Origin of the sequence: Streptomyces sp. SID5643, from assembly GCF_009872555.1 — a bacterium.
Classification (GTDB): domain Bacteria; phylum Actinomycetota; class Actinomycetes; order Streptomycetales; family Streptomycetaceae; genus Streptomyces; species Streptomyces iakyrus.
In genome coordinates, this window is the sequence record NZ_WWIC01000018.1 from 1 (window position 1) to 20,490 (window position 20,490).

Here is a 20,490-nt window from a genome sequence, read left to right on the forward strand (position 1 = left end):
GCGGTCGGAGTCGGAGACGGCGAAGGGCCGCCCGCTTGCGGGTCCGCCCGGCTCCGGTCGTGGCCAGTTGCGGTCGGAGTCGGAGACGGCGAAGGGCCGCCCGCTCGCGGAGACCGAGAGGGCGGCGGCGACCGCCGGTGAGCCGGTGAGAAACCGGCCGGGTGGTGAACCGGCCGAGAACCTGCCCGGCGGCGATCCCGCCGAGAGGCAGCCCGGTGGTGGGCCGGTGAGGAGCCGGCCCGGTGGTGAACCGGCGACGGGCCAGTCCGGTCGTGAGCCGATCGAGAGCATGCGCGTCGGCCGGCCGGAGAAGAACCCGTCCGGCGGCGGGTCCGAGACGAACCGGCCGGGTGGCGAGCCGGTGAAGAACCGGCCGGGCGGTGAGCCCGCCAAGAATCAGCCGGGCGGTGAGCCCGCCATGAACCAGCCGGGCGGTGAACCGGCGAAGAATCAGCCGGGCGGTGAGCCCGCGAAGGACCAACCCGGCGGTCAGCCCGCTGGGAATCAGCCTGCCGCCGCGCCCCGGCCCCGTCCGCCCGGTGCGGACCACCCCGCCCCCGGCCCCGTGAAACGAACCGACGCCCCGGACGACTCCGCGAAAGGAGACTCATGAACACCGGTGAACTCACCGACCTCGGACAGCAGCTGCGGGTGGACAGCGTCCGCGCCGCCGCCGCGGCGGGCTCGGGGCACCCGACGTCCTCGATGTCCGCCGCCGACCTGATGGCCGTCCTGCTCGCCCACCACCTGCGCTACGACTTCGACCGCCCCGCCCACCCCGGCAACGACCGCTTCGTCCTCTCCAAGGGCCACGCCTCGCCGCTGCTGTACTCCGCGTACAAGGCCGCCGGTGCCATCGACGACGAAGAGCTGCTCACCTTCCGCAAGCTCGGCAGCCGTCTGGAAGGGCACCCCACCCCCCAGCGCCTGCCGTGGGTCGAGACGGCGACCGGCTCGCTCGGGCAGGGACTGCCCGTCGGGGTCGGCATCGCCCTGGCCGGCAAGCGGCTCGACCGCACCGACTACCGCACCTGGGTGCTGTGCGGCGACAGCGAGCTGGCCGAGGGATCCGTGTGGGAGGCCGCCGAGCACGCCGGGTACGAGCACCTGGACAACCTCACCGTGATCGTCGACGTCAACCGGCTCGGCCAGCGCGGTCCCACCCGGCACGGCCACGACCTGGACGCCTACGCCCGCCGCTTCCAGGCCTTCGACTGGCACACCATCGAGGTCGACGGCCACGACGTGGACGCGATCGACCGCGCCTACGGCGAGGCCGCCTCCACCAAGGGCCAGCCCACCGCGATCCTCGCCCGCACGCTCAAGGGCAAGGGCGTCGAGGGAGTCCAGGACCGCGAGGGACTGCACGGCAAGCCGCTCAAGGAGGCCGAGGAGGCCATCGCGGCCCTCGGCGGCCCCCGCGACCTCCGCGTCCGGGTGCAGGAGCCGCCCGCCGCCCGCATGCTGCACTCCGTCCACACCGGGGACTTCGACCTCCCGAGGTGGGACAAGGGCGAGGAGGTCGCCACCCGCAACGCCTTCGGTGAGGCGCTCACCGCCCTCGGCACCGGCCGCGGCGACATCGTCGCCCTGGACGGCGAGGTCGGCGACTCCACCCGCGCCGAGTTCTTCGCCAAGGAGCACCCCGACCGCTACTTCGAGTGCTACATCGCCGAGCAGCAGCTCGTCGCCTCGGCGGTCGGGCTCGCGGCCCGCGGCTGGGTGCCGTACGCCGCCACCTTCGCGGCCTTCCTGACCCGCGCCTACGACTTCATCAGGATGGCGTCGGTCAGCGGCTCCGGCATCAACCTCGTCGGCTCGCACGCGGGCGTCGCCATCGGCGAGGACGGGCCCAGCCAGATGGGTCTCGAGGACCTCGCGATGATGCGGGCGGTGCACGGCTCGACCGTGCTGTACCCGTGCGACGCCAACCAGACCGCACGGCTCGTCGGCGCGATGGCCGGCCTGGAGGGCGTGCGCTACCTGCGCACCTCGCGCGGCGAGAGCCCGGTGATCTACGCCCCCGACGAGGAGTTCCCGGTCGGTGGCAGCAAGGTGCTGCGCTCCTCCGGCGAGGACCGGCTGACCCTCGTCGCGGCGGGCGTCACCGTGCACGAGGCACTGGCCGCCGCCGAGGCCCTGGAGCAGGAGGGCATCGCGGTGCGGGTGATCGACCTGTACTCCGTGAAGCCCGTCGACCGGGCCACCCTGCGCCGGGCCGCCGAGGAGACCGGCTGCCTGGTGACCGTGGAGGACCACCACCCCGAGGGCGGCATCGGCGACGCGGTCCTCGACGCCTTCACCGACGGGCGCCCCGTACCGCGCCTGGTACGGCTCGGCGTACGGACGATGCCGGGCTCGGCGTCCCCGGAGGAGCAGTTGCGCGCCTCGGGCATCGACGCGGAGTCCGTCGCGGCGGCCGGACGGCTGCTGGTCGAGGAGGCGGTCGTGCGGTGAGCGGCGGTGACGGCACGCGCCGGGTGCGGGCGGGCCGCCGCACGGTGGAGGTGCACCGGCCGGACAAGGTGCTCTTCCCCGGCGGCGGCGACGCCAAGGAGTACACCAAGGGCGACCTGGTGGAGTACTACCGGGCCGTCGCGCCCTACATGCTGCCGCACCTGCGCGGCCGGCCGCTGATGCTTCAGCGGCACCCCGACGGCATCGACGGCCCCACGTTCATGCAGAAGAACACCCCCCACTACTACCCGGAGTGGATCCCCCGCGTCGAGGTGGCCAAGGAGGGCGGCACCGTCCGCCATGTCGTCTGCGACGACACCGCGACCCTGCTCTACCTGGCCGACCAGGCGAGCATCACCCTGCACCGCTGGCTGTCCCGTGCCGACAGCGTCGAGCACCCCGACCGGTTGGTGTTCGACCTCGACCCGTCGGGAGACCGTTTCGAGGCCGTGCGCGAGGCCGCCCGCCTGCTCGGGGAGCTGCTGGACGAGCTCGACCTGCCCTCGGCGCTGATGACCACCGGCTCACGCGGACTGCACGTGATCGTGCCGCTGAACGGCCGGCACGACTTCGACGAGGTGCGGGCCTTCGCCCGGGACGTCGCCGACACCCTCGCCGACGCCCACCCCGACCGGCTCACCACCGCCGCCCGCAAGAAGGAGCGCGGCGAGCGGCTCTACCTCGACATCCAGCGCAACGCCTACGCCCAGACCGCCGTCGCGCCCTACACGGTCCGGCCCCGCCCGGGCGCGCCGGTGGCGACCCCCGTCACCTGGGACCAGCTGGAGGATCCGGAGCTGCACGCCCGCCGCTGGACCATCGCCGACGCCGTCGAGCAGGCCCGGACCGACCCCTGGTCAGGCCTGCTGAACCGGGGCCGGGCGCTGGGACCGGCCCGGCGGCGGCTCGACGCCCTGCGTGGCTGAGGCACCCCGCCTCCGGCCGGACGGGTGGCAGATGCATGCGCCTGTAGAGGTTTGGCGAACACGCTTGCGGCCACACGGAGGGGGAGGTGGCCATGTCGAACACAAAAAACACGCAAGAGTCACAGGATTCACAGGAGTCACGGAACTCCCGGAACACGAGCAAATCGAACGACAACCAGTCGGCCAAGAGCCGGCCGAGTCCGATGGAGGTGCTGCGCCAGGCGCGCGGCCAGCTCGCGGAACTCACCGGCATGGAAGCCGAGTCCGTGTCGTCCTTCGAGCAGACGGAGGAGGGCTGGGCGCTGGAGGTCGAGGTCCTCGAACTCGAGCGCGTGCCCGACACGATGAGCCTGATGGCGAGCTACCAGGTGGAGCTCGACACAGAGGGGCAGCTCACGGGCTACCGGCGCGTCCGCCGCTATGAACGCGGCCGTTCCGACGCGCGCAGGCCCGGCGGCCGCTAGGCCGCCCGACCGGACCAGCACCCACACACGAGGAGGAACACCCGGCATGACTGTCGTACCGGCACAGCAGACCGGCGGCGGAGGCGGCAGCAGCGGTCTCTACGACGTGCTCGAACTCGTCCTGGACAGGGGGCTCGTCATCGACGCATTCGTCCGAGTCTCCCTGGTCGGCATCGAGATCCTCAAGATCGACGTCCGCGTCGTCGTCGCCAGCGTCGACACCTACCTGCGCTTCGCCGAGGCGTGCAACCGGCTCGACCTGGAGGCCGGGCCGCGCAAGGACCCGGGCCTGCCCGACCTGGTCGGGGAGATCACCGAGTCCGGTGCCCGCGGCAAGTCCAAGGGGGCGCTGTCCGGCGCCGCCGAGACCATTTCCGACGCCTTCAAGCAGGCCCGGAGCGAGGGTGAGACCGAGTCGCGTCCGCGGGCCCGCAAGAGCACGTCGTCCCGCCGTAAGGAGGAGCAGGAGTGAGCACCTACGTCTACGGCATCGCGGCGAGTTCGCACCCCGCCCTGCCCGAGGGCATGGGCGGCGTCGGAGACCCGCCCCGCGAGGTGCGCATTCTGCGGGAGGGCGACCTGGCGGCCGTCGTCAGTGAGGCGCCCGAAGGGCTGCGGCCCAAGCGCAAGGACCTGCTCGCCCACCAGAACGTGCTCAGCGAGGCCGGAGCGGCCGGCTGCGTGCTGCCCATGCGGTTCGGCAGCGTGGCACCGGACGACACCTCCATCACCGGGGTGCTGGCCGAGCGCGCGGAGCACTACAAGGAGCGGCTGCGGGCCCTGGACAACCGGGTCGAGTACAACGTCAAGGCCAACCACGTCGAAGAGGCCGTCCTGCACCAGGTGATGGCCGAGAGCCCCGACATCCGCGGGCTCGCGGAGGCGAACCGGCAGGCGGGCGGCGGAAGTTACGACGACAAGATCCGGCTCGGCGAGCTGGTCGCGGCCGCGGTCAAGGCCAAGGAGGCCGACGACGGCGCCGCGGTGCAGCGAGCCCTGGAGCAGGCCGCCGACGACGTGAGCGTGGGCCCCGAGTCCACGGGCTGGCTGGCCAACGTGTCGTTCCTGGTGGACCGGGACTCGGCCGATGCCTTCCTGGGCGCGGTCGAGCAGCTCCGCAAGGACATGCCGCACCTGGAGGTGCGGGTCAACGGACCGCTGCCGCCGTACAGCTTCGTCGAGCCCGGCCCGGCCGAGCCCGCGGGCACCGTGGCGAGTGGCACGGACACTGGAGCGGGGTGACGACGTGGGCCTGATCTCTGAGGTGCTGCTGCTGCCGTTCGCACCGGTACGCGGCAGCGCCTGGGCCGTCAGACAGGTGCTCCAGGAGGCCGAGCGGATCTACTACGACCCGGCGACCATCCGGGCCGAGCTGGGCCGCCTGGAGGAACAGCTGGAGGCGGGGGAGATCACGGAGGAGGAGTTCGACCGCCTTGAGGACGAACTCCTCGACCGGCTGGAGACCGCTTCGCGCGGGAGCGCGGGAACAGGCAACGGGACTACACAATGAACCGAATGGGACTGGGCCTCGCGGTGGGGGCCGGATATCTCCTGGGACGTACCAAAAAGCTGAAGATGGCCGTGGCCGTCGGCGGCCTGGTCGCCGGGAAGAAGCTGAACCTGAGCCCGCGCATGGTCGCGGAGCTGCTACAGCAGCAGCTGCGGAACAACCCGCAGTTCAAGGAGATCGGGGACCAGCTGCGCGAGGATCTGCGCGGTGTCGGCAAGGCGGCCTCCGGTGCCATGGTCGAGCGTCAGCTCGATGCCCTGTCCGACCGGCTCCATGGCCGGACCGCCCAGGTGCGCGACCAGCTGACGGGCGTGGTGCCCGGCGGTCGCGAGGACGACGACGCGGACGACGAGTACGAGGACGAGGAGCCCGAGGGCGAGGAGCCCGAGGACGACGAGCCCCGTGACGACGAGTCCGAGGACTCCGCGTCGCAGGAGGACGAGGACGAGGACGAGGAGCCGGCGGCGAAGAAGGCCCCGGTCAAGAGGCCCTCCGCGAAGAAGACGGCCCAGAAGACCGCCAAGAAGGCCCCCGCCAAGAAGGCCGCCAAGAAGGCGCCCGCGAAGAAGACGGCGGCGAAGAAGACCACGGCCGCCAAGAAGGCGACCTCCGGGCGCAGGGGCGGCAGCGCCCGGTCCCGACTGCCGAAGGGAGGCGGTGAGGGATGAGCGACACACTCGGTTCGGCGAAGTCCGCCGCCAACGGAGCGGCGAAGAACCCGCTCACCGACCTGGCCCACAGCGAGGCCGCCGACCGGCTCAAGGCCGAGTTGCAGGAGTACCTCGCCGCCCAGGCCACCCGCATGCTGACCGGCGTCGGCCGCAAGCTCGGCGAGACCACCGGCAAGCTGAACGACATAGCCGAGGGCAACAGCCCGGGCTTCGCCAAACTCGCCCTCGACGGCGGTCGCAAGATCGCCGAGGGCAAGGGACCGCTGCGCTCCGCGGTGGAGCTGGGCGGCTCGCGCCTCAAGGACAAGGTCACCGGCGCCTTCAAGAACCTGGGCGGCGGCAAGGGCAAGAAGGGCAAGGGCCGCTCCGGCAACAAGCCCACTGTCATCATCGAGCACATCGACGTCGGTGTGCCGCTGCGCACGGCGTACGACCAGTGGACGAAGTACCAGGACTTCAGCACCTTCGCCAAGGGTGTCAAGAGCGCGAGCCGCGACGACGACACGCACTCCGACTGGCAGGCGAAGATCTGGTGGTCCAACCGCAGCTGGAAGGCGAAGACCACCGAGCAGGTCCCCGACGACCGCATCGCCTGGACCTCCGAGGGGGCCAAGGGCACCACGAAGGGCGTCGTCTCCTTCCACCGGCTCACCGACAACCTGACCCGCGTCCTGCTGGTCATCGAGTACTACCCGTCCGGCTTCTTCGAGAAGACCGGCAACATCTGGCGCGCCCAGGGCCGCCGGGCCCGGCTCGACCTCAAGAACTTCGTCCGCTTCATCACGATCAAGGGCGAGGCGGAGGACGGCTGGCGCGGTGAGATCCGCGACGGCGAGGTCGTCCGCAGCCACGACGACGCGGTCGCCGAGGAGGAGGCCGAGCAGGAGTCCGAGGAGGAGCCCGAGGGCGAGGAACCCGAGGACGAGCACGACGAGGACGAGTCGGAAGAGGAGTCCGAGGAGGAGCCCGAGGGCGAGTACGAGGACGACTCCGAGGCCGAGTACGACGAGGAGGACGGGGAAGAGCCCGAGGAGGAAGAAGAACCCGAGGGCGAGTACGAGGACGAGGACGAGGAATACGAGGACGAGCCCGAGGACGAGGATGAGGAAGTCGAGGCAGGGAGCCGGCGATGACGACGCCCAGCAGGATGCCCGAACCCTACGGCCAGGGAAGCGGTGCCAATCTCGCCGACATCCTTGAACGGGTCCTGGACAAGGGCATCGTCATTGCGGGCGACATCCGGATCAACCTGCTCGACATCGAACTCCTCACGATCAAACTGCGTCTGATCGTCGCCTCGGTCGACAAGGCGAAGGAGATGGGCATCGACTGGTGGGAGACCGACCCGGCCCTGAGCTCGCGGGCCCGCCGTGACGAACTGACCCGTGAGAACGCCGAGTTGCGCGAGAGGCTGGCCCGGCTGGAGGAACTGGAGCCGGGCCGCGCGGAGAAGAAGGAGGCACCGTGACCGGACTGCGGTACGTCTACGCCGTCTGCCGCCCCTTCGGGACACCGCTCCAGGCCCAGCTGACGGGGGTGGCGGGCGATCCGCCCAGAGCGCTGACTCACCACGGCCTGGTGGCCGTGGTGAGCCACGTGCCGGAGCGGGACTTCGCCGAGGAGCCGCTCCGGCGCCATCTGGAGGACCTGGACTGGCTCACCGAGACCGCCCGGGCCCACCAGGGCGTCATCGACGCGCTCACCACCGTCACGACCCCGCTGCCGCTGCGCCTCGGCACCGTCTTCCACGACGACAGCGGGGTACGGATGATGATCGAGGCCCGCGAGGAGGATTTCCTGAGCACCCTCGACCGGCTGGAGGGCCGCGTCGAGTGGGGCGTCAAGGTGTACGCCGAGTCCGAGCCGCAGGAGAGCGCCCGGCCCGCGCAGAAGCCGGCGTCGGGCCGGGACTACCTGCGCCAGCGGCGTACGCAGACCAAATCCCACGAAGAAATGTGGCAGAAGGCCGAGGCATTCTCGACCCGACTGCACGAGGAGCTTTCCGCATTCGCTGAGGATTCCCGGATGCATCCCCCGCAGAACCCCGCGCTCTCCAAGGCGACCGGGCGGAACGTGCTGAACGCCGCTTATCTCGTGCCCCGCGCGAATTCCGAGGAATTCGTGGAACTGGTGGACCGCACGAAGGGCGAGGTGCCGGGCATGCGCATCGAGCTCACCGGCCCCTGGGCGGCCTATTCGTTCGCGGGGGAGACCACATGACCGACCGGGAGAATCCGTGACCGTAGTGGAACGCCGTGAGGTCGCCCTCGTGGACCTGCTGGACCGGCTGCTCGCCGGCGGCGTCGTGATCACGGGGGACATCACGCTGCGCATCGCCGACGTCGACCTCGTGCGTATCGACCTCAATGCGCTCATCAGCTCGGTGAACGCCCAGGTGCCCTCACCGTTCGAGGAGTTGCTGTGACCGCCCGCGAGAACCCCCGGCCGCGTTCGAACCGGATGGATCTGGAGCCCGACACGGTCGAGCGCGACCTGGTCAAACTCGTGCTGACGGTGGTGGAACTGCTGCGCCAGCTCATGGAGCGCCAGGCGCTGCGCCGGTTCGACGTGGGGGATCTGAGCGAGGAGCAGGAGGAGCGGATCGGGCTCACGCTCATGCTGCTCGACGAGCGGATGACGGAACTGCGCGACCGCTACGGACTGCGGCCCGAGGACCTGAATCTGGACCTCGGGCCGCTCGGACCGCTGCTTCCGCGGGACTGACGCACACGCGTTTCCCCGGGCCCTGACCCAGGCCCGGGGAAACTGTGCGTCCTACCACCTGTACCAGCGGCCCCTGCCGCCGGCTGCCGACGTGCCGCGGACGAAGAATCCCAGCAGCCAGACGACGAGAACCGCGAGAGCGATCCACCAGAGAATCTCCACTGCGAATCCGGCGCCGAACAGAACCAAAGCCAGAAGCAGTACCAGCAGGATGGGAACCATAATTCGAACCTCCTGCTTTCAGAGTGTCCCGGAAATGGTGTTTCAGGCTTCCTTGCGGCAGAGAATTTCTCCGTGCAGAACGCTGAACCACCCGTCCTCCCGCGTGCCCCACTCCCGCCAGGCCGCGGCCGCGTCGCGCAGCCCCGCCTCGTCGGTGTGTCCGCCCTCGACGGCCCGGTCCGCGTACGCCGAGGCCAGAGTGCGGTCGGCCCACAGCCCGCTCCACCAGGCCCGCTCCTGCGGAGTGGCGTAGGTCCAGGTGCCCGAGCTTGCCGTGATGTCCGTCAGCCCGGCCCGCAGCGCCCAGGACCTCAGCCGGCGCCCGGCGTCCGGCTCACCGCCGTTGGCCCGGGCGACCCGGCGGTAGAGGTCCAGCCACGCGTCGAGTCCCTCGGACGCGGGGTACCAGGTCATGGCCTCGTAGTCCGCGTCCCGTACGGCGACGATCCCGCCGGGCCTGACGACCCGCTTCATCTCCCGCAGTGCCCGCACCGGATCGCCCACGTGCTGGAGCACCTGGTGGGCGTGGACCACGCAGAAGGTGTCGTCCGGGTAGTCCAGGGCGTGCACGTCGGCGACCGCGAAGTGGACGTTCTCCAGCCCCCGCCCGGCCGCCGTGGCGCGTGCCTGTTCCAGGATCTCAGGCGCCCGGTCGACGCCGGTGACCTGCCCGGCGGGCACGAGTCGGGCCAGGTCTGCGGTGATGGTGCCGGGTCCGCAGCCGATGTCCAGGATCTTCATGTGGGGCTTGAGCGAAGGCAGCAGGTACGCCGCCGAGTTGGCGGCGGTGCGCCAGGTGTGCGAGCGCAGCACCGACTCGTGGTGTCCGTGGGTGTAGACGGCGGTCTCGCGGGGTTCCGGCATGGCGGATCCCACCCCTTCCGGTTCGGGACGGCAGGAGATCACCGTACGCAGCGACGCCGCATATTGAGACCCGCATCCTGACATATGGACTGACGGGAAGTCAGAAACTGGCGACGTCATGCCGGGCGGGTGCCCGGAGGGGTGGACACACCGACGGCCCCGGGGCAGGCTCGTGGCTGATCATCATCACCGAAACAGGGGGAAGCGATCGATGAGCGGGCACGTGACGGCGGTCAGCAGCAACGGGGAGTACGCGTTCACCAAGCCGAACCGGGACAGCATCACGCTGCTCACCGGCCTCGGCGTCGAGGGGGACGTGCACGCCGGCGTGACGGTCAAGCACCGCTCACGCGTCGCGCAGGACCCCACCCGGCCGAACCTGCGCCAGGTCCACCTCATGCACGAGGAGCTCTTCGCCGAGGTCGGCGAGGCGGGTTTCAAGGTGGCGCCCGGCGACCTCGGCGAGAACATCACCACCCGGGGCATCGACCTGCTGGCACTGCCGACCGGCACCCTGCTGCGCATCGGCGACAGCGCGGTCCTGGAGGTCACGGGGCTGCGCAACCCCTGCCTCCAGATCGACCTCTTCCAGGACGGGCTGCTCAAGCAGGTCGTCGGACGTGACCAGGCGGGCGGCATCGTGCGCAAGGCCGGGATCATGAGCGTGGTGCGCGAGGGTGGCGTGGTCCGCCCCGGCGACATGATCGAGGCGGAGCTCCCCAGCGGACCGCACCGGCCGCTGGAAAAGGTCTGACCGGCACCGCGCCTTCCGAAACCCGTTTGCCCCCGGCCACCGCGCCCCCACACAATCGCGCCCATGGGACACCTCGAAGCCGCGCATCTGGAGTACTACCTGCCCGACGGAAGGGCGCTGCTGGGTGATGTCTCGTTCCGGGTGGGGGAGGGGGCCGTGGTGGCCCTCGTGGGGCCCAACGGCGCCGGGAAGACCACCCTGCTGCGGATGCTCGCCGGTGAGCTCAAGCCGCACGGCGGGTCCGTGGTCGTCGGCGGCGGGCTCGGGGTCATGCGGCAGTTCGTCGGGTCCGTATGCGACGAGACGACCGTACGGGACCTGCTCGTTTCCGTCGCGACGCCCCGCATCCGCGAGGCCGCGAAGGCCGTCGACGAGGCCGAGCACGCGATCATGACCGTCGACGACGAGGCCGCCCAGTTGAAGTACGCCCAGGCCCTCGCCGACTGGGCCGAGGCACGCGGCTACGAGGCCGAGACGCTGTGGGACATGTGCACCACGGCAGCGCTCGGTGTGCCCTACGACAAGGCGCAGTTCCGGGAGGTCCGCACCCTCTCCGGCGGCGAGCAGAAACGGCTCGTCCTGGAGGCCCTGCTGCGCGGCACCGACGAGGTGCTGCTCCTCGACGAGCCCGACAACTACCTCGACGTCCCCGGCAAGCGGTGGCTGGAGGAACGCCTGAAGGAGACCCGCAAGACGGTTCTGTTCGTCTCCCACGACCGCGAACTCCTCGCCCGCGCCGCCCAGCGCATCATCTCCCTGGAGCCCGGACCCGCCGGTGCCGACGCCTGGGTGCACGGCGGGGGTTTCGCCACCTTCCACGACGCCCGGCGCGAGCGCTTCGCCCGCTTCGAGGAACTGCGCAGGCGCTGGGACGAGAAGCACGCCCAACTGAAGAAGCTGGTGCTGAATCTGCGCCAGGCCGCCGCGGTCAGCCATGAGATGGCCTCCCGCTACGCGGCCGCGCAGACCCGGCTGCGCAAGTTCGAGGAGGCCGGCCCGCCTCCGGAGCCGCCGCGCGAGCAGGACATCAGGATGCGGATCAAGGGCGGCCGCACCGGCGTCAGGGCCGTCACCTGCGCGAACCTGGAGCTCACCGGCCTGATGAAGCCCTTCGACCTGGAGGTCTTCTACGGCGAGCGCGTCGCCGTCCTCGGCTCCAACGGCTCGGGCAAGTCCCACTTCCTGCGTCTGCTCGCGGGCGACGACGTGGCGCACACGGGCGACTGGAAGCTGGGCGCCCGGGTCGTGCCCGGCCACTTCGCGCAGACGCACGCGCACCCGGAGCTGGAGGGCCGCACGCTCCTGGACATCCTGTGGAAGGAGCACGCTCAGGACCGCGGCGCCGCATCCTCACGGCTGCGCCGCTACGAGCTCACCCAGCAGGCGGAGCAGACGTTCGAGCGTCTCTCCGGGGGCCAGCAGGCCCGCTTCCAGATCCTTTTGCTGGAGCTCCAGGGCGTGACGGCGCTGCTGCTCGACGAGCCGACCGACAACCTCGACCTGGAGTCCGCCGAAGCCCTCCAGGAAGGCCTGGAGGCCTTTGACGGCACGGTCCTCGCGGTCACCCACGACCGCTGGTTCGCCCGCTCCTTCGACCGCTTCCTGGTCTTCGGCAGCGACGGCCGGGTCCGGGAGACCCCGGACCCGGTCTGGGACGAACGCCGGGTCGAACGCGCCCGCTAGGGGCCCTCAGGGCGCGGCGAACTGCGTGACCGGCCACCGCGTACCCGCACGCGCGAGGCTGAGGCACCCTTCGCGGTGGCGGGGCGCGGTACCCCGGTCACTTCCAAGTGCCCGGGGCCGCACCCCTCAGAGGCGCGGGGGAACTGCGCGACCGGCCACCGCGTACCCGCACACGCGACGTGTGAGGTACTGCTACGGAGGCCGGGCGCACAGCAGCCCCGGTCACTTCCAGCGCAGCAGCGCTCCGAGGCCTCCCACGGGCACCTCACGCTCGGACACCGACAGCGCCGGCGCGTCCGTGGCCACCGCGGAACGGATCAGCGCGTCGTCCGCCCGGGCCGGCCACGAGTGCTGCTCGCCCAGGACCTTCAGGTCCGTGCGGCGCACCGCGAGCTGGTCGGGGTCCTCCCCGATCCACACCTCGCGGTGCGCGTCGGGCCCGTCCACCCTGATCAGCAGCTCGTCGATGCGGTGCTCCCGCGCCGCCTCGACCAGCGCGGGCACGCCCTCGGCGGCCCCGGACCGGCCCTCGCCGTCAGGGGTGCGGGCGGCGCGGAAGCGCTCCAGCTCCGCCTCGGCCTGCCGCGCCACATGCTCGGCCCGGGCGCGCTCCACGTCCTCGTCGAGCAGCCGGCTGCCGGTGCCGTGCGGCGCCTCGACCACCAGCGCGTGCAGCCGCTTGGGCAGCCGCTCGTGCACGGACCGCCGCTCCCGGTCGTCGCCGACGAGAATCAGCAGGTCGGCCTTGGTCTCCTCCTGGCACACGGCGAGCGCGTCGGCGATCTCCGCGGCATTGTGCTCCCAGGTGTTCTCCACCCGCAGCTGGAAGTGCCGCTCCGACCAGTCCGCGGAGCTCGTCCGGTGCACGGGCCACTGCCGTCCGGTGACGCTCCCGGCGTCCTCCCGGCCCAGCGCGTTGCGCAGCTCGAAGTCCGCGCCCTTGCGGTCGACGTACGCCACCACGCACACCGGGTCCTCGCCGGCCAGCTCCAGCAGGGGCGCGACCCGCGGCAGCGGCGCCCATTCGGCCCAGTCGCCGCCCTGCGGCGGACGGACCAGCGGCGGGTCGAGGACGACCTCGCCGGCACGGGCGAACAGGGCGCGGCCGTGCGGCTCGGAGGAGTGCCGCAGATCCTCGATCGCGCCCCGCACGGCCTGGCACGTCGCCTCGTCCGCTCCCTGCTCGGCCAGCGCGCCGGCCATCGCCTGGGCCGTCAGCTCCCGCTCGTGGGGAGTGCCCTCCGTGTGCCGAGAGGTGTCGACGTACACGGAGGCCCAAGGCCCGGGGTGTTCGTACAGTGGGTGCAGAAAGGCGAGATCCATGGTTCCTCCCGGATGCCGCTCGGGGGCAGTGCTCAGTTGCTCCGGGGGCGGGTACCCGGACCGCAGGGACGAACACGACGAGCGGGGCGACACGATGACCGGAGTGGATCCTGACCGGCTGGACGACCAGCAGCTCATGAAAGAGCTGGAGACCATCCACCGCACGCGCCACGACACGCTGCTCTACGGCTCGAACGACGCGCTGCGCGCCCACAACGAGCGCATGGCGCAGCTGGAGGGCGAGTATCTGCGCCGCAACCCGCGCCGCCCCGTGGCCGCGGGCCGCACACGCGAAGGGGCCCGGGAGCGCGGGAGCGGGGAGTCGGAGACTCCCGCGAACCCCGGCACCTGAGCCCCTTCGAAGGACACGGCCGGAACGGAGCGGCGCGCGAAACGCTCGCCGCCGCCCGACTGTCAGGCGGCCTCCTGCGCGAAGACCTCCAGGAAGGTCTCGCAGAACGCCTTCAGATCGTCCGGCTTACGGCTGGTGACCAACTTGTTCGCCCCGTGGTCACAGACCTTGACCTGCTTGTCGACCCAGGTGCCGCCCGCGTTGCGGATGTCCGTCTGAAGGCTCGGCCAGGACGTGAGTTCCCGCCCGCGTACGACGTCCGCCTCGACCAGCGTCCACGGCGCGTGACAGATCGCCGCCACCGGACGGCCGTGCTCGAAGAAGTCCCGGACGAAAGCCACGGCCTTGTCGTCCATCCGCAGGAAGTCCGGATTGGCGACGCCGCCCGGCAGCACGAGAGCACCGAAGGAGTCCGGCGAGGCATCGCCCACGACCTCGTCCACGGGGAACGTGTCCGCCTTGTCGAGGTGGTGGAAGGCCTGGATCTCGCCCTGCTGTGTCGACACCAGCACGGGCTCGTGACCCGCGTCCTTCGCGGCCTGCCACGGATCGGTCAGCTCGACCTGCTCGACGCCCTCGGGCGCGACCAGAAACGCAATGCGCATGATGTTCTACGTCCTTTCCCGCTCTTGTTCGTTCCGGGCGCCGGCGCGCACGCCGACGCTGCTCCGCTCCGTCCGGTCCGTGGTCACCCGCCGCCCCGGGCGTCGGGCTCGGCGCGGCTGATGTCGGCGAGTGCCGACGCCGGGTCCTCGGCCTCGGCCACGTCGCCGAGGCTCACGATCCCCACCGGCAGCCCGTTCTCCACCACCGGCAGCCGGCGTACCGCGTGCTCGCGCATCAGCGTCACCGCCGTCGCCACGAGGTCGTCCGGCGTCACCGTCACCGGACGGGGGGTGCACACGGTCCGCGCGCTGACCGTCATCGGATCGGCGCCGTCGGCCACGGCCCGTACGGTGATGTCACGGTCGGTGAGCACACCGATCACGTCCTGCCCTTCGGCCACCACCACGTCGCCGATGTTCTGCGTGCGCATCAGCTGCGCCGCCTCGACGAGCGAGGCGTCCGGGCGCACCGCGGCCACACCCGCTGTCATCACGTCCTTGACGTACTCGGCCATCTCGGGAGCCTTCCCTCCGTTCCCAGGCCGGCGGGGGCGCCGCGGCAGCCCGCGGCGCCCCCGGCGCGGTCCCTACGCGTACTCCTCCGGCCCGGTCTCACGGGCCCGGATCAGGGCCTGGGCCAGCTCCTGGACATTGCCGTAGCGCTCCTGGCGCGGCAGCCCCTCCAGGGCCTCGACCAAGGTGTCGGGCGCCTGGCGGCCGCGCAGCTCGCGGGCCAGGTCGCGCGCGCTCGCGGGGAACGCCCTGCGGCCCAGGATCCGGGCCAGGTCCAGCCGGACCGACTCCAGGGACGTCGGCGCACGGCTCGGCGTCACCGGCCCGTGGGCGACCTCGGGGTCGTCCTCGGCGGCCGGCTCCGGGTCGTGCCACTCCTCACTGCGCGTGGGGTGCCCTGACCTGAGCAGACCCTGCAGTTCGTGCTTCATCTCGTCGTCCCGGTGGACGCTCAGCCGGTCGCTGCCTCGCTGCATGTCTCCCTCCAGACGTTCGGGGGCCCGCACCGCGTACCCGTACACCGGAGGGCGACACAGGTTCCGTGAGCCCGATCGCCGCCGCCCGCACTGGTTTGCGCCATGTTCTGCGGGAGACCCGGATCACACCCCCCACACCTCTCTGGGGAAGGACCCGTCATGGCGATGCTCGCTGTGCTCATCCCGCTGCTCATGCTCGGAGTGGTGCTGGTGCTGGGGCGCTACGAGGAGTTGCTGCTGCCGCAGGAGGACGCCGGCCGGCCCGAACCGGCCGGCGTGCCCCCTGCCGCCGCTACTTCTTCTCCCGCCCCGGCAGGAACTCCTGCACCTTCGCCTTGAAGCCCCGCTTGACCATCGATCCCCGGTCGGCGTCGCCCTTCAGGACCGACGCGGCGGTCGCCTCCATCTGGTCCCAGGTGGCGTGCGGCGGGATCGGCGGGACGGCGGGATCGGTCAGGAACTCCACCACCGCAGGGCCGTCCGCCTCCAGGGCGGCCCGCCAGGCCGCCTCGACGTCCTCCGGCTTCTCCACCCGGATGCCGGTCAGTCCCAGAGAACGGGCGAACGCGGCGTACTGCACGTCCGGAAGCTCCTGCGAGGGCAGGAACGACGGCGCGCCCCCCATCGCCCGCAGCTCCCACGTGACCTGATTCAGATCGTGGTTGTTGAACACCGCGATCACCAGCCGCGGGTCCTCCCACAGATGCCGGTACTTGGCCGCCGTGATCAGCTCCGCCATCCCGTTCATCTGCATCGCCCCGTCACCCACCAGCGCGATCGCCGGCCGGTTGGGGTGCGCGAACTTCGCGCCGATCACGTACGGCACCCCGCAGCCCATCGTCGCCAGCGTGCCGGAGAGCGAGCCGCGCATGCCCGGCCTCATGGTCAGGTGCCGTGCGTACCAGTTGGCCGCGGAGCCCGAGTCCGAGGCGACGATCGCGTTGTCCGGCAGCAGCGGGTCCAGTGCGCGGGCCACGTACTCCGGGTTGATCGGGTCGGCGTCGAGCCCCGCCCGGCGCTCCATGACGTCACGCCAGCGCGCGACGTTGTCGCACACGGTGTCGTACCACTCGCGCCCGCGTCCCTCCTCGATGAGCGGGATCAGCCGCTCCAGGGTGGCCTTCGCGTCACCGACCAGGTTCACCTCGTACGGGTAGCGCATCCCGACCATGTGCGGATCGATGTCGATCTGGATGCCCCGTGCCTGATCGAACTCCGGCAGGAACTGGGAGTACGGGAACGACGAGCCGATGGTCAGCAGCGTGTCGCAGTCCCGCATCAGCTCGTACGACGGGCGCGTGCCCAGCAGGCCGATCGAGCCGGTGACGTACGGCAGTTCGTCGCTGAGGACGTCCTTGCCGAGCAGCGCCTTGGCGACGCCCGCGCCGAGCAGCTCGGCGATCCGCTCCACCTCGGCCCGCGCTCCGGCAGCGCCCTGGCCCACCAGGATCGCCACCTTGTCACCGGAGTTGAGGATCTCGGCGGCCCGCCGCACCGAGTCGTCGGAGGGCATCGCCGTCCACGAGCCGCGGTCCAGGCTGGAGGGCACCATCTTGAACTCGTGCGTCGGCGGCGCGTAGTCGAGCTCCTGCACATCGCCGGGGATGATGACCGCGGTCGGGCAGCGGCGCGCGTACGCGGTGCGGATCGCCCGGTCCAGTACGTTCGGCAGCTGCTCGGGCACCGTCACCGTCTCCACGAAATCGGAGGCGACGTCCTTGTACAGCGTGTGCAGATCGACTTCCTGCTGATAGGAGCCGCCCATCGCGGTGCGGTGCGTCTGGCCGACGATCGCCAGCACCGGCACGTGGTCCAGCTTCGCGTCGTACAGGCCGTTCAGCAGATGGATCGCGCCCGGCCCCGACGTCGCGGCGCACACCCCGAGACGGCCGCTGAACTTGGCGTAGCCCACCGCCTGGAACGCCGACATCTCCTCGTGCCGTGACTGCACGAACCGCGGCTCGTTCTCGGCCCTGCCCCACGCGGCGAGCAGGCCGTTGATGCCGTCGCCCGGATAGCCGAAGACCTGCTCCACTCCCCATTCGCGCAGCCTCCGCAGAACATGGTCGGCGACCTTGGTGCTCATGTACGACCTCCCGGACGTAGGGGGCAGAGCCGGCAGTACGAGTCACCCTGCGCGACGGCGGAAAACCTCTCCGGGTTTGCGGGCGGGGGCCGGGGGCAGGCGCCCCTCAGTGCTTCGGACAGGAGGCACGCCCGTGGGAGCGGCGTCGCGCGCCGCCACCGAGGCCCTGTCCAGAAGCGGATGCGCTTCCACGGTGACCGTCCGACCCCAAGCATCTGCAAGGGAATTGCGACGCATCATGCAGACCCGAACCAGCGCGAAACGGCACCCCCACGACGACGCCCCCGACACCGCCGAGGCCTTCCGCAGGCTCACCTCGATGCCCGCCGGCCCGGAGCGCGACGCGCTCCGCGACGAGATCGTCGAGGCCTGGCTGCCCATGGCGGACCGCCTCGCCGGACGCTTCCGCAGCCGCGGCGAGAACCTGGAGGACCTGCGCCAGGTCGCTGCCCTCGGCCTGGTCAAGGCCGTCGACCGGTACGACCCCGAGCGCGGCAACGCCTTCGAGAGCTATGCCGTGCCGACCGTCACCGGCGAGATCAAGCGGCACTTCCGGGACCACATGTGGACCCTGCACGTACCCCGCCGCGTCCAGGACCTGCGCAACCGTGTGCGTATCGCCGGACAGGAGCTGTCCCACACCATCTCCGGGCGCCGCCCCACCGTGTCCGAGCTCGCCGAGCACGCGAACATGAGCGAGGAGGACGTCCGCGCCGGTCTGGAGGCGCTGGAGAGCTTCACGGCGCTGTCCCTGGACGCGGAGCTGCCCGGCAGCGAGGACGGCTACTCCCTGAGCGACGCGCTGGGGTCGGACGACCCCGCGCTGGACACGGTCGTCGACCGGGAGTCCGTGAAGGCCCGGCTGGCGGCGCTGCCCGAGCGGGAGCGGGCGATCCTGTACATGCGGTTCTTCGGGGACATGACGCAGAGCCGGATCGCCGAGGAGCTCGGCATCTCGCAGATGCACGTGTCCCGGCTGATCAGCCGGTGCTGCGGACGGGTGCGGGAGCAGGTCATGAGGGACGTCGCCTGAGGGCCGCATCTCACTGCGGCCCGCGCCCCCGGGGGCGCTCCGGTTCACCCGGTCGAGTGGCACTGTCCCGCCAATGGGGCCTCGCCGCGCGCGTCGGCGCAGGGGCCTGGCTGTCATGGCAGAGGGGTATGACTACCGAAGGAGTCCCCTCGATGCGCCGCAGCCTGCACGCCCTGTCCGTCGCCGTCCTGGCCGGCTCAGCCCTGGTGGGCGCGGCGCCGGCCGTCTTCGCCGAGCCGGCCGCGGAGGTCAGTCCCGCCACCGTCCAGCCCGGAGGCACCGTCACCGTCTCGGTCAGCTGCGATCCGACCGGTGGGCCGCCGCCCGACACCATCGACGCGACCTCGCAGGCCTTCGACGAGGGCACGGTGCCGCTCCAGCGGGTCACCGGCAACGACGACGAGGTGTCCGGCCCCGCCTACCGCGGCACGGCCCTCATCGCCTCCGCGGACAACTTCGAGGGCGACCCGGACGCCCTGGGCGAGGACTCGGCGTGGACCGTCGACGGCATCTGCCCGGCCGCCCCCGGCGGGGAGGGCACGGAGTGGAGCGCGACGTTCACCGTGGCGCACGGCGGCGGATCCCACAAGCCGTCGCACCAGCCCACGCACCACCCGACCCACCACCCCACCCACAAGCCCTGTCCCGAACCCTCGCACCACCACGAACGCCACCACACCGAGTGCGGCGCGGCACCGGTCCAGCGCGGAGTGCGGGCCGGTGACGGCGGCGCCTTCACCGACTCCGTGCCCGCCCTGGTCGCGGGCGGGGTGCTGATCGCGGGCGCGTGCGCAGCCGCCGTCCACCGCCTGCGCAACCGCGGGGGCGACCCCTTCCGCTGACCCTCCGGGCCTGTTCGCCCGCGCCGGGGGGACCCGGCTTCCCCGGCCCGGCCCCGCTCATGCTGTGACCGTCACGACCCGGCCGGGCGCCCATGGGGCGGCGGCACTGTGGGTACTCAGGTGCCGAGGGCGACGGCGACACGACACGGCGGCACCAGGCACTGGCACTGCGGAGGTACGGATGCGGCGCACGGCCCCCGAAGGTCACGGCCCCGTCCGGTTCGGGCCGCCGCTCCCCGAGGACGGGCTGCCGGTCCTGCCGGAGCTGTCCGCGGTGCTCGCCGCCGCGGCCTCCCGGGGCGGCCACGAGCCGGTCGGCGGCAGCCGTGCCCTGCGCGAGGCCGCCTGCGGCTACTGGCACCGCCGCGGACTGCCCTGCGACCCCGACCGGGTGGCCGCCGCCCCCGGCTCGCCCGCCCTGCTGCTCGCCCTGACCGCCGCCCTCGGCGGCGACGTCCTCGTACCGCGGCCCTGCGCCGCCTGGTGGGCGCCGTACGCACGCCTGCTGGGGCGTCCCGCCTTCCATGTGCCGACCCCGCCGGAGAGCGGCGGTGTGCCCGACCCGTACGCGCTGCTGGAGACCGTGCGCCGGGTCCGCGCCGAGGGCGGCGACCCACGGCTGCTCGTGCTGTCCGTCGCCGACGACCCCACCGCGACGGTGGCCCCTCCCGAACTGCTCCACGAGACCGTCGAGGCCGCCCGGGGCGAGGGCCTGCACCTCGTCAGCGACGAGACCTGGCGCGACACCCTGCACGACCCGCACGACACCGTGCTGCTCAGCCCCGCCGAGATGGTGCCCGACCGGGTCACCGTCGTCACCGACCTGGCCGGGGCGCTGCTCCCGCCCGGCTGGCCGGCCGCCGTGGCCCGCTTCCCGGCCGGGGACGACGGAGAGAACCTCCACGCGCGCGTGCTCGACGTCCTCACCGCCCTCGACGCCCGCGTCGCCGCGCCCGTCGCCGCCGCGGCCGGGTACGCCCTGGGG

Annotated in this window: 26 protein-coding genes and 1 pseudogene; 19 read left to right on the forward strand and 8 right to left on the reverse strand. The window is 71.8% G+C overall.

Annotation, left to right across the window (positions count from 1 at the left end):
- A pseudogene (locus GTY56_RS41060) lies at positions 1–393 on the reverse strand (hypothetical protein); the annotation flags it as partial.
- Between the two features lie 216 nt (positions 394–609).
- Between GTY56_RS41060 and GTY56_RS02015 the strand changes: the two are divergent.
- The 12 genes from GTY56_RS02015 to gvpK all read left to right on the forward strand — a co-directional run bounded on the left by GTY56_RS02015 (position 610) and on the right by gvpK (position 8,752).
- Positions 610–2,457, forward strand: a complete 1,848-nt coding sequence (locus tag GTY56_RS02015; RefSeq protein ID WP_161361840.1) for a transketolase — start codon at positions 610–612, stop codon at positions 2,455–2,457.
- Positions 2,454–3,383, forward strand: a complete 930-nt coding sequence (ligD, locus tag GTY56_RS02020) for a non-homologous end-joining DNA ligase (protein ID WP_161361842.1) — start codon at positions 2,454–2,456, stop codon at positions 3,381–3,383. The genes GTY56_RS02015 and ligD overlap by 4 nt, the downstream gene beginning before the upstream one ends.
- Before the next feature lie 92 nt (positions 3,384–3,475).
- Positions 3,476–3,847 (forward strand): gas vesicle protein GvpO, encoded by a 372-nt coding sequence (gene gvpO, locus GTY56_RS02025; RefSeq protein WP_161361844.1) that lies wholly within the window; start codon positions 3,476–3,478, stop codon positions 3,845–3,847.
- A gap of 46 nt (positions 3,848–3,893) precedes the next feature.
- The gene (gvpJ, locus tag GTY56_RS02030; RefSeq protein ID WP_161361846.1) at positions 3,894–4,319 is read left to right on the forward strand and encodes a gas vesicle structural protein GvpA; all 426 of its coding nucleotides are present in this window, start codon (positions 3,894–3,896) and stop codon (positions 4,317–4,319) included.
- Positions 4,316–5,089, forward strand: a complete 774-nt coding sequence (locus tag GTY56_RS02035) for a GvpL/GvpF family gas vesicle protein (RefSeq protein ID WP_161361849.1) — start codon at positions 4,316–4,318, stop codon at positions 5,087–5,089. Before gvpJ (GTY56_RS02030) ends, GTY56_RS02035 begins: the two co-directional genes overlap by 4 nt.
- Positions 5,090–5,093: 4 nt before the next feature.
- Positions 5,094–5,357: a gas vesicle protein GvpG gene (locus GTY56_RS02040; protein WP_161361851.1), complete on the forward strand. Its 264-nt coding sequence runs from the start codon at positions 5,094–5,096 to the stop codon at positions 5,355–5,357.
- Positions 5,354–6,025 (forward strand): DNA primase, encoded by a 672-nt coding sequence (locus GTY56_RS02045; protein ID WP_161361853.1) that lies wholly within the window; start codon positions 5,354–5,356, stop codon positions 6,023–6,025. Before GTY56_RS02040 ends, GTY56_RS02045 begins: the two co-directional genes overlap by 4 nt.
- Positions 6,022–7,161, forward strand: coding sequence for an SRPBCC family protein (locus GTY56_RS02050; protein ID WP_161361855.1), 1,140 nt, complete (start codon positions 6,022–6,024; stop codon positions 7,159–7,161). Before GTY56_RS02045 ends, GTY56_RS02050 begins: the two co-directional genes overlap by 4 nt.
- Positions 7,158–7,496, forward strand: coding sequence for a gas vesicle protein (gene gvpJ / locus GTY56_RS02055; protein ID WP_031108661.1), 339 nt, complete (start codon positions 7,158–7,160; stop codon positions 7,494–7,496). The genes GTY56_RS02050 and gvpJ (GTY56_RS02055) overlap by 4 nt, the downstream gene beginning before the upstream one ends.
- Complete coding sequence (locus GTY56_RS02060) at positions 7,493–8,248, forward strand: GvpL/GvpF family gas vesicle protein (protein WP_161361856.1); 756 nt, start codon at positions 7,493–7,495, stop codon at positions 8,246–8,248. Before gvpJ (GTY56_RS02055) ends, GTY56_RS02060 begins: the two co-directional genes overlap by 4 nt.
- Positions 8,249–8,264: 16 nt before the next feature.
- Positions 8,265–8,453 carry a gas vesicle protein gene (gene gvpJ / locus GTY56_RS02065; protein WP_003994122.1) on the forward strand — a complete coding sequence of 63 codons (189 nt, stop codon included), beginning with the start codon at positions 8,265–8,267 and terminating at the stop codon, positions 8,451–8,453.
- 35 nt (positions 8,454–8,488) lie between these two features.
- Positions 8,489–8,752, forward strand: a complete 264-nt coding sequence (gene gvpK / locus GTY56_RS02070) for a gas vesicle protein K (RefSeq protein WP_030843810.1) — start codon at positions 8,489–8,491, stop codon at positions 8,750–8,752.
- 51 nt (positions 8,753–8,803) lie between these two features.
- On the opposite strand, the gene GTY56_RS02075 is transcribed toward gvpK, so the two are convergent.
- A complete protein-coding gene (locus tag GTY56_RS02075; protein ID WP_033309166.1) occupies positions 8,804–8,974 on the reverse strand; it encodes a hypothetical protein in 171 nt (56 codons plus the stop codon).
- A gap of 42 nt (positions 8,975–9,016) precedes the next feature.
- Complete coding sequence (locus GTY56_RS02080) at positions 9,017–9,838, reverse strand: class I SAM-dependent methyltransferase (protein WP_161361858.1); 822 nt, start codon at positions 9,836–9,838, stop codon at positions 9,017–9,019.
- 211 nt (positions 9,839–10,049) lie between these two features.
- Here GTY56_RS02080 and GTY56_RS02085 point away from each other — a divergent pair, with 211 nt between their 5' ends.
- Positions 10,050–10,592 carry an MOSC domain-containing protein gene (locus GTY56_RS02085; protein WP_161361860.1) on the forward strand — a complete coding sequence of 181 codons (543 nt, stop codon included), beginning with the start codon at positions 10,050–10,052 and terminating at the stop codon, positions 10,590–10,592.
- 63 nt (positions 10,593–10,655) lie between these two features.
- Positions 10,656–12,275: an ATP-binding cassette domain-containing protein gene (locus GTY56_RS02090; protein WP_161361862.1), complete on the forward strand. Its 1,620-nt coding sequence runs from the start codon at positions 10,656–10,658 to the stop codon at positions 12,273–12,275.
- Positions 12,276–12,497: 222 nt separating this feature from the next.
- On the opposite strand, the gene GTY56_RS02095 is transcribed toward GTY56_RS02090, so the two are convergent.
- Positions 12,498–13,598, reverse strand: coding sequence for a baeRF2 domain-containing protein (locus GTY56_RS02095; RefSeq protein WP_161361864.1), 1,101 nt, complete (start codon positions 13,596–13,598; stop codon positions 12,498–12,500).
- 94 nt (positions 13,599–13,692) lie between these two features.
- Here GTY56_RS02095 and GTY56_RS02100 point away from each other — a divergent pair, with 94 nt between their 5' ends.
- Complete coding sequence (locus GTY56_RS02100; RefSeq protein WP_033309321.1) at positions 13,693–13,950, forward strand: DUF6158 family protein; 258 nt, start codon at positions 13,693–13,695, stop codon at positions 13,948–13,950.
- Positions 13,951–14,012: 62 nt separating this feature from the next.
- On the opposite strand, the gene GTY56_RS02105 is transcribed toward GTY56_RS02100, so the two are convergent.
- From GTY56_RS02105 to GTY56_RS02115, 3 genes are all read right to left on the reverse strand, one after another.
- Complete coding sequence (locus tag GTY56_RS02105; protein ID WP_161361867.1) at positions 14,013–14,555, reverse strand: type 1 glutamine amidotransferase domain-containing protein; 543 nt, start codon at positions 14,553–14,555, stop codon at positions 14,013–14,015.
- An 83-nt stretch (positions 14,556–14,638) separates the two neighbouring features.
- Positions 14,639–15,070, reverse strand: a complete 432-nt coding sequence (locus GTY56_RS02110; protein ID WP_161361869.1) for a CBS domain-containing protein — start codon at positions 15,068–15,070, stop codon at positions 14,639–14,641.
- Between the two features lie 72 nt (positions 15,071–15,142).
- Positions 15,143–15,544: a DUF2795 domain-containing protein gene (locus GTY56_RS02115; protein ID WP_161361870.1), complete on the reverse strand. Its 402-nt coding sequence runs from the start codon at positions 15,542–15,544 to the stop codon at positions 15,143–15,145.
- Between the two features lie 159 nt (positions 15,545–15,703).
- Here GTY56_RS02115 and GTY56_RS02120 point away from each other — a divergent pair, with 159 nt between their 5' ends.
- Positions 15,704–15,883 carry a hypothetical protein gene (locus tag GTY56_RS02120; RefSeq protein WP_161361872.1) on the forward strand — a complete coding sequence of 60 codons (180 nt, stop codon included), beginning with the start codon at positions 15,704–15,706 and terminating at the stop codon, positions 15,881–15,883.
- On the opposite strand, the gene GTY56_RS02125 is transcribed toward GTY56_RS02120, so the two are convergent.
- Positions 15,837–17,630, reverse strand: a complete 1,794-nt coding sequence (locus GTY56_RS02125) for a thiamine pyrophosphate-requiring protein (RefSeq protein ID WP_161361874.1) — start codon at positions 17,628–17,630, stop codon at positions 15,837–15,839. The two genes, GTY56_RS02120 and GTY56_RS02125, sit on opposite strands and share 47 nt — an antisense overlap.
- Positions 17,631–17,868: 238 nt before the next feature.
- Here GTY56_RS02125 and GTY56_RS02130 point away from each other — a divergent pair, with 238 nt between their 5' ends.
- From GTY56_RS02130 to GTY56_RS02140, 3 genes are all read left to right on the forward strand, one after another.
- On the forward strand, positions 17,869–18,663 hold the full coding sequence (locus tag GTY56_RS02130; RefSeq protein ID WP_161361875.1) for an RNA polymerase sigma factor SigF: 795 nt from the start codon (positions 17,869–17,871) through the stop codon (positions 18,661–18,663).
- Positions 18,664–18,815: 152 nt separating this feature from the next.
- A complete protein-coding gene (locus GTY56_RS02135; RefSeq protein WP_161361877.1) occupies positions 18,816–19,505 on the forward strand; it encodes a hypothetical protein in 690 nt (229 codons plus the stop codon).
- A 181-nt stretch (positions 19,506–19,686) separates the two neighbouring features.
- Positions 19,687–20,490, forward strand: an 804-nt coding sequence (locus GTY56_RS02140; RefSeq protein WP_161361879.1) for an aminotransferase class I/II-fold pyridoxal phosphate-dependent enzyme, incomplete at its 3' end; no start/stop codon positions are given.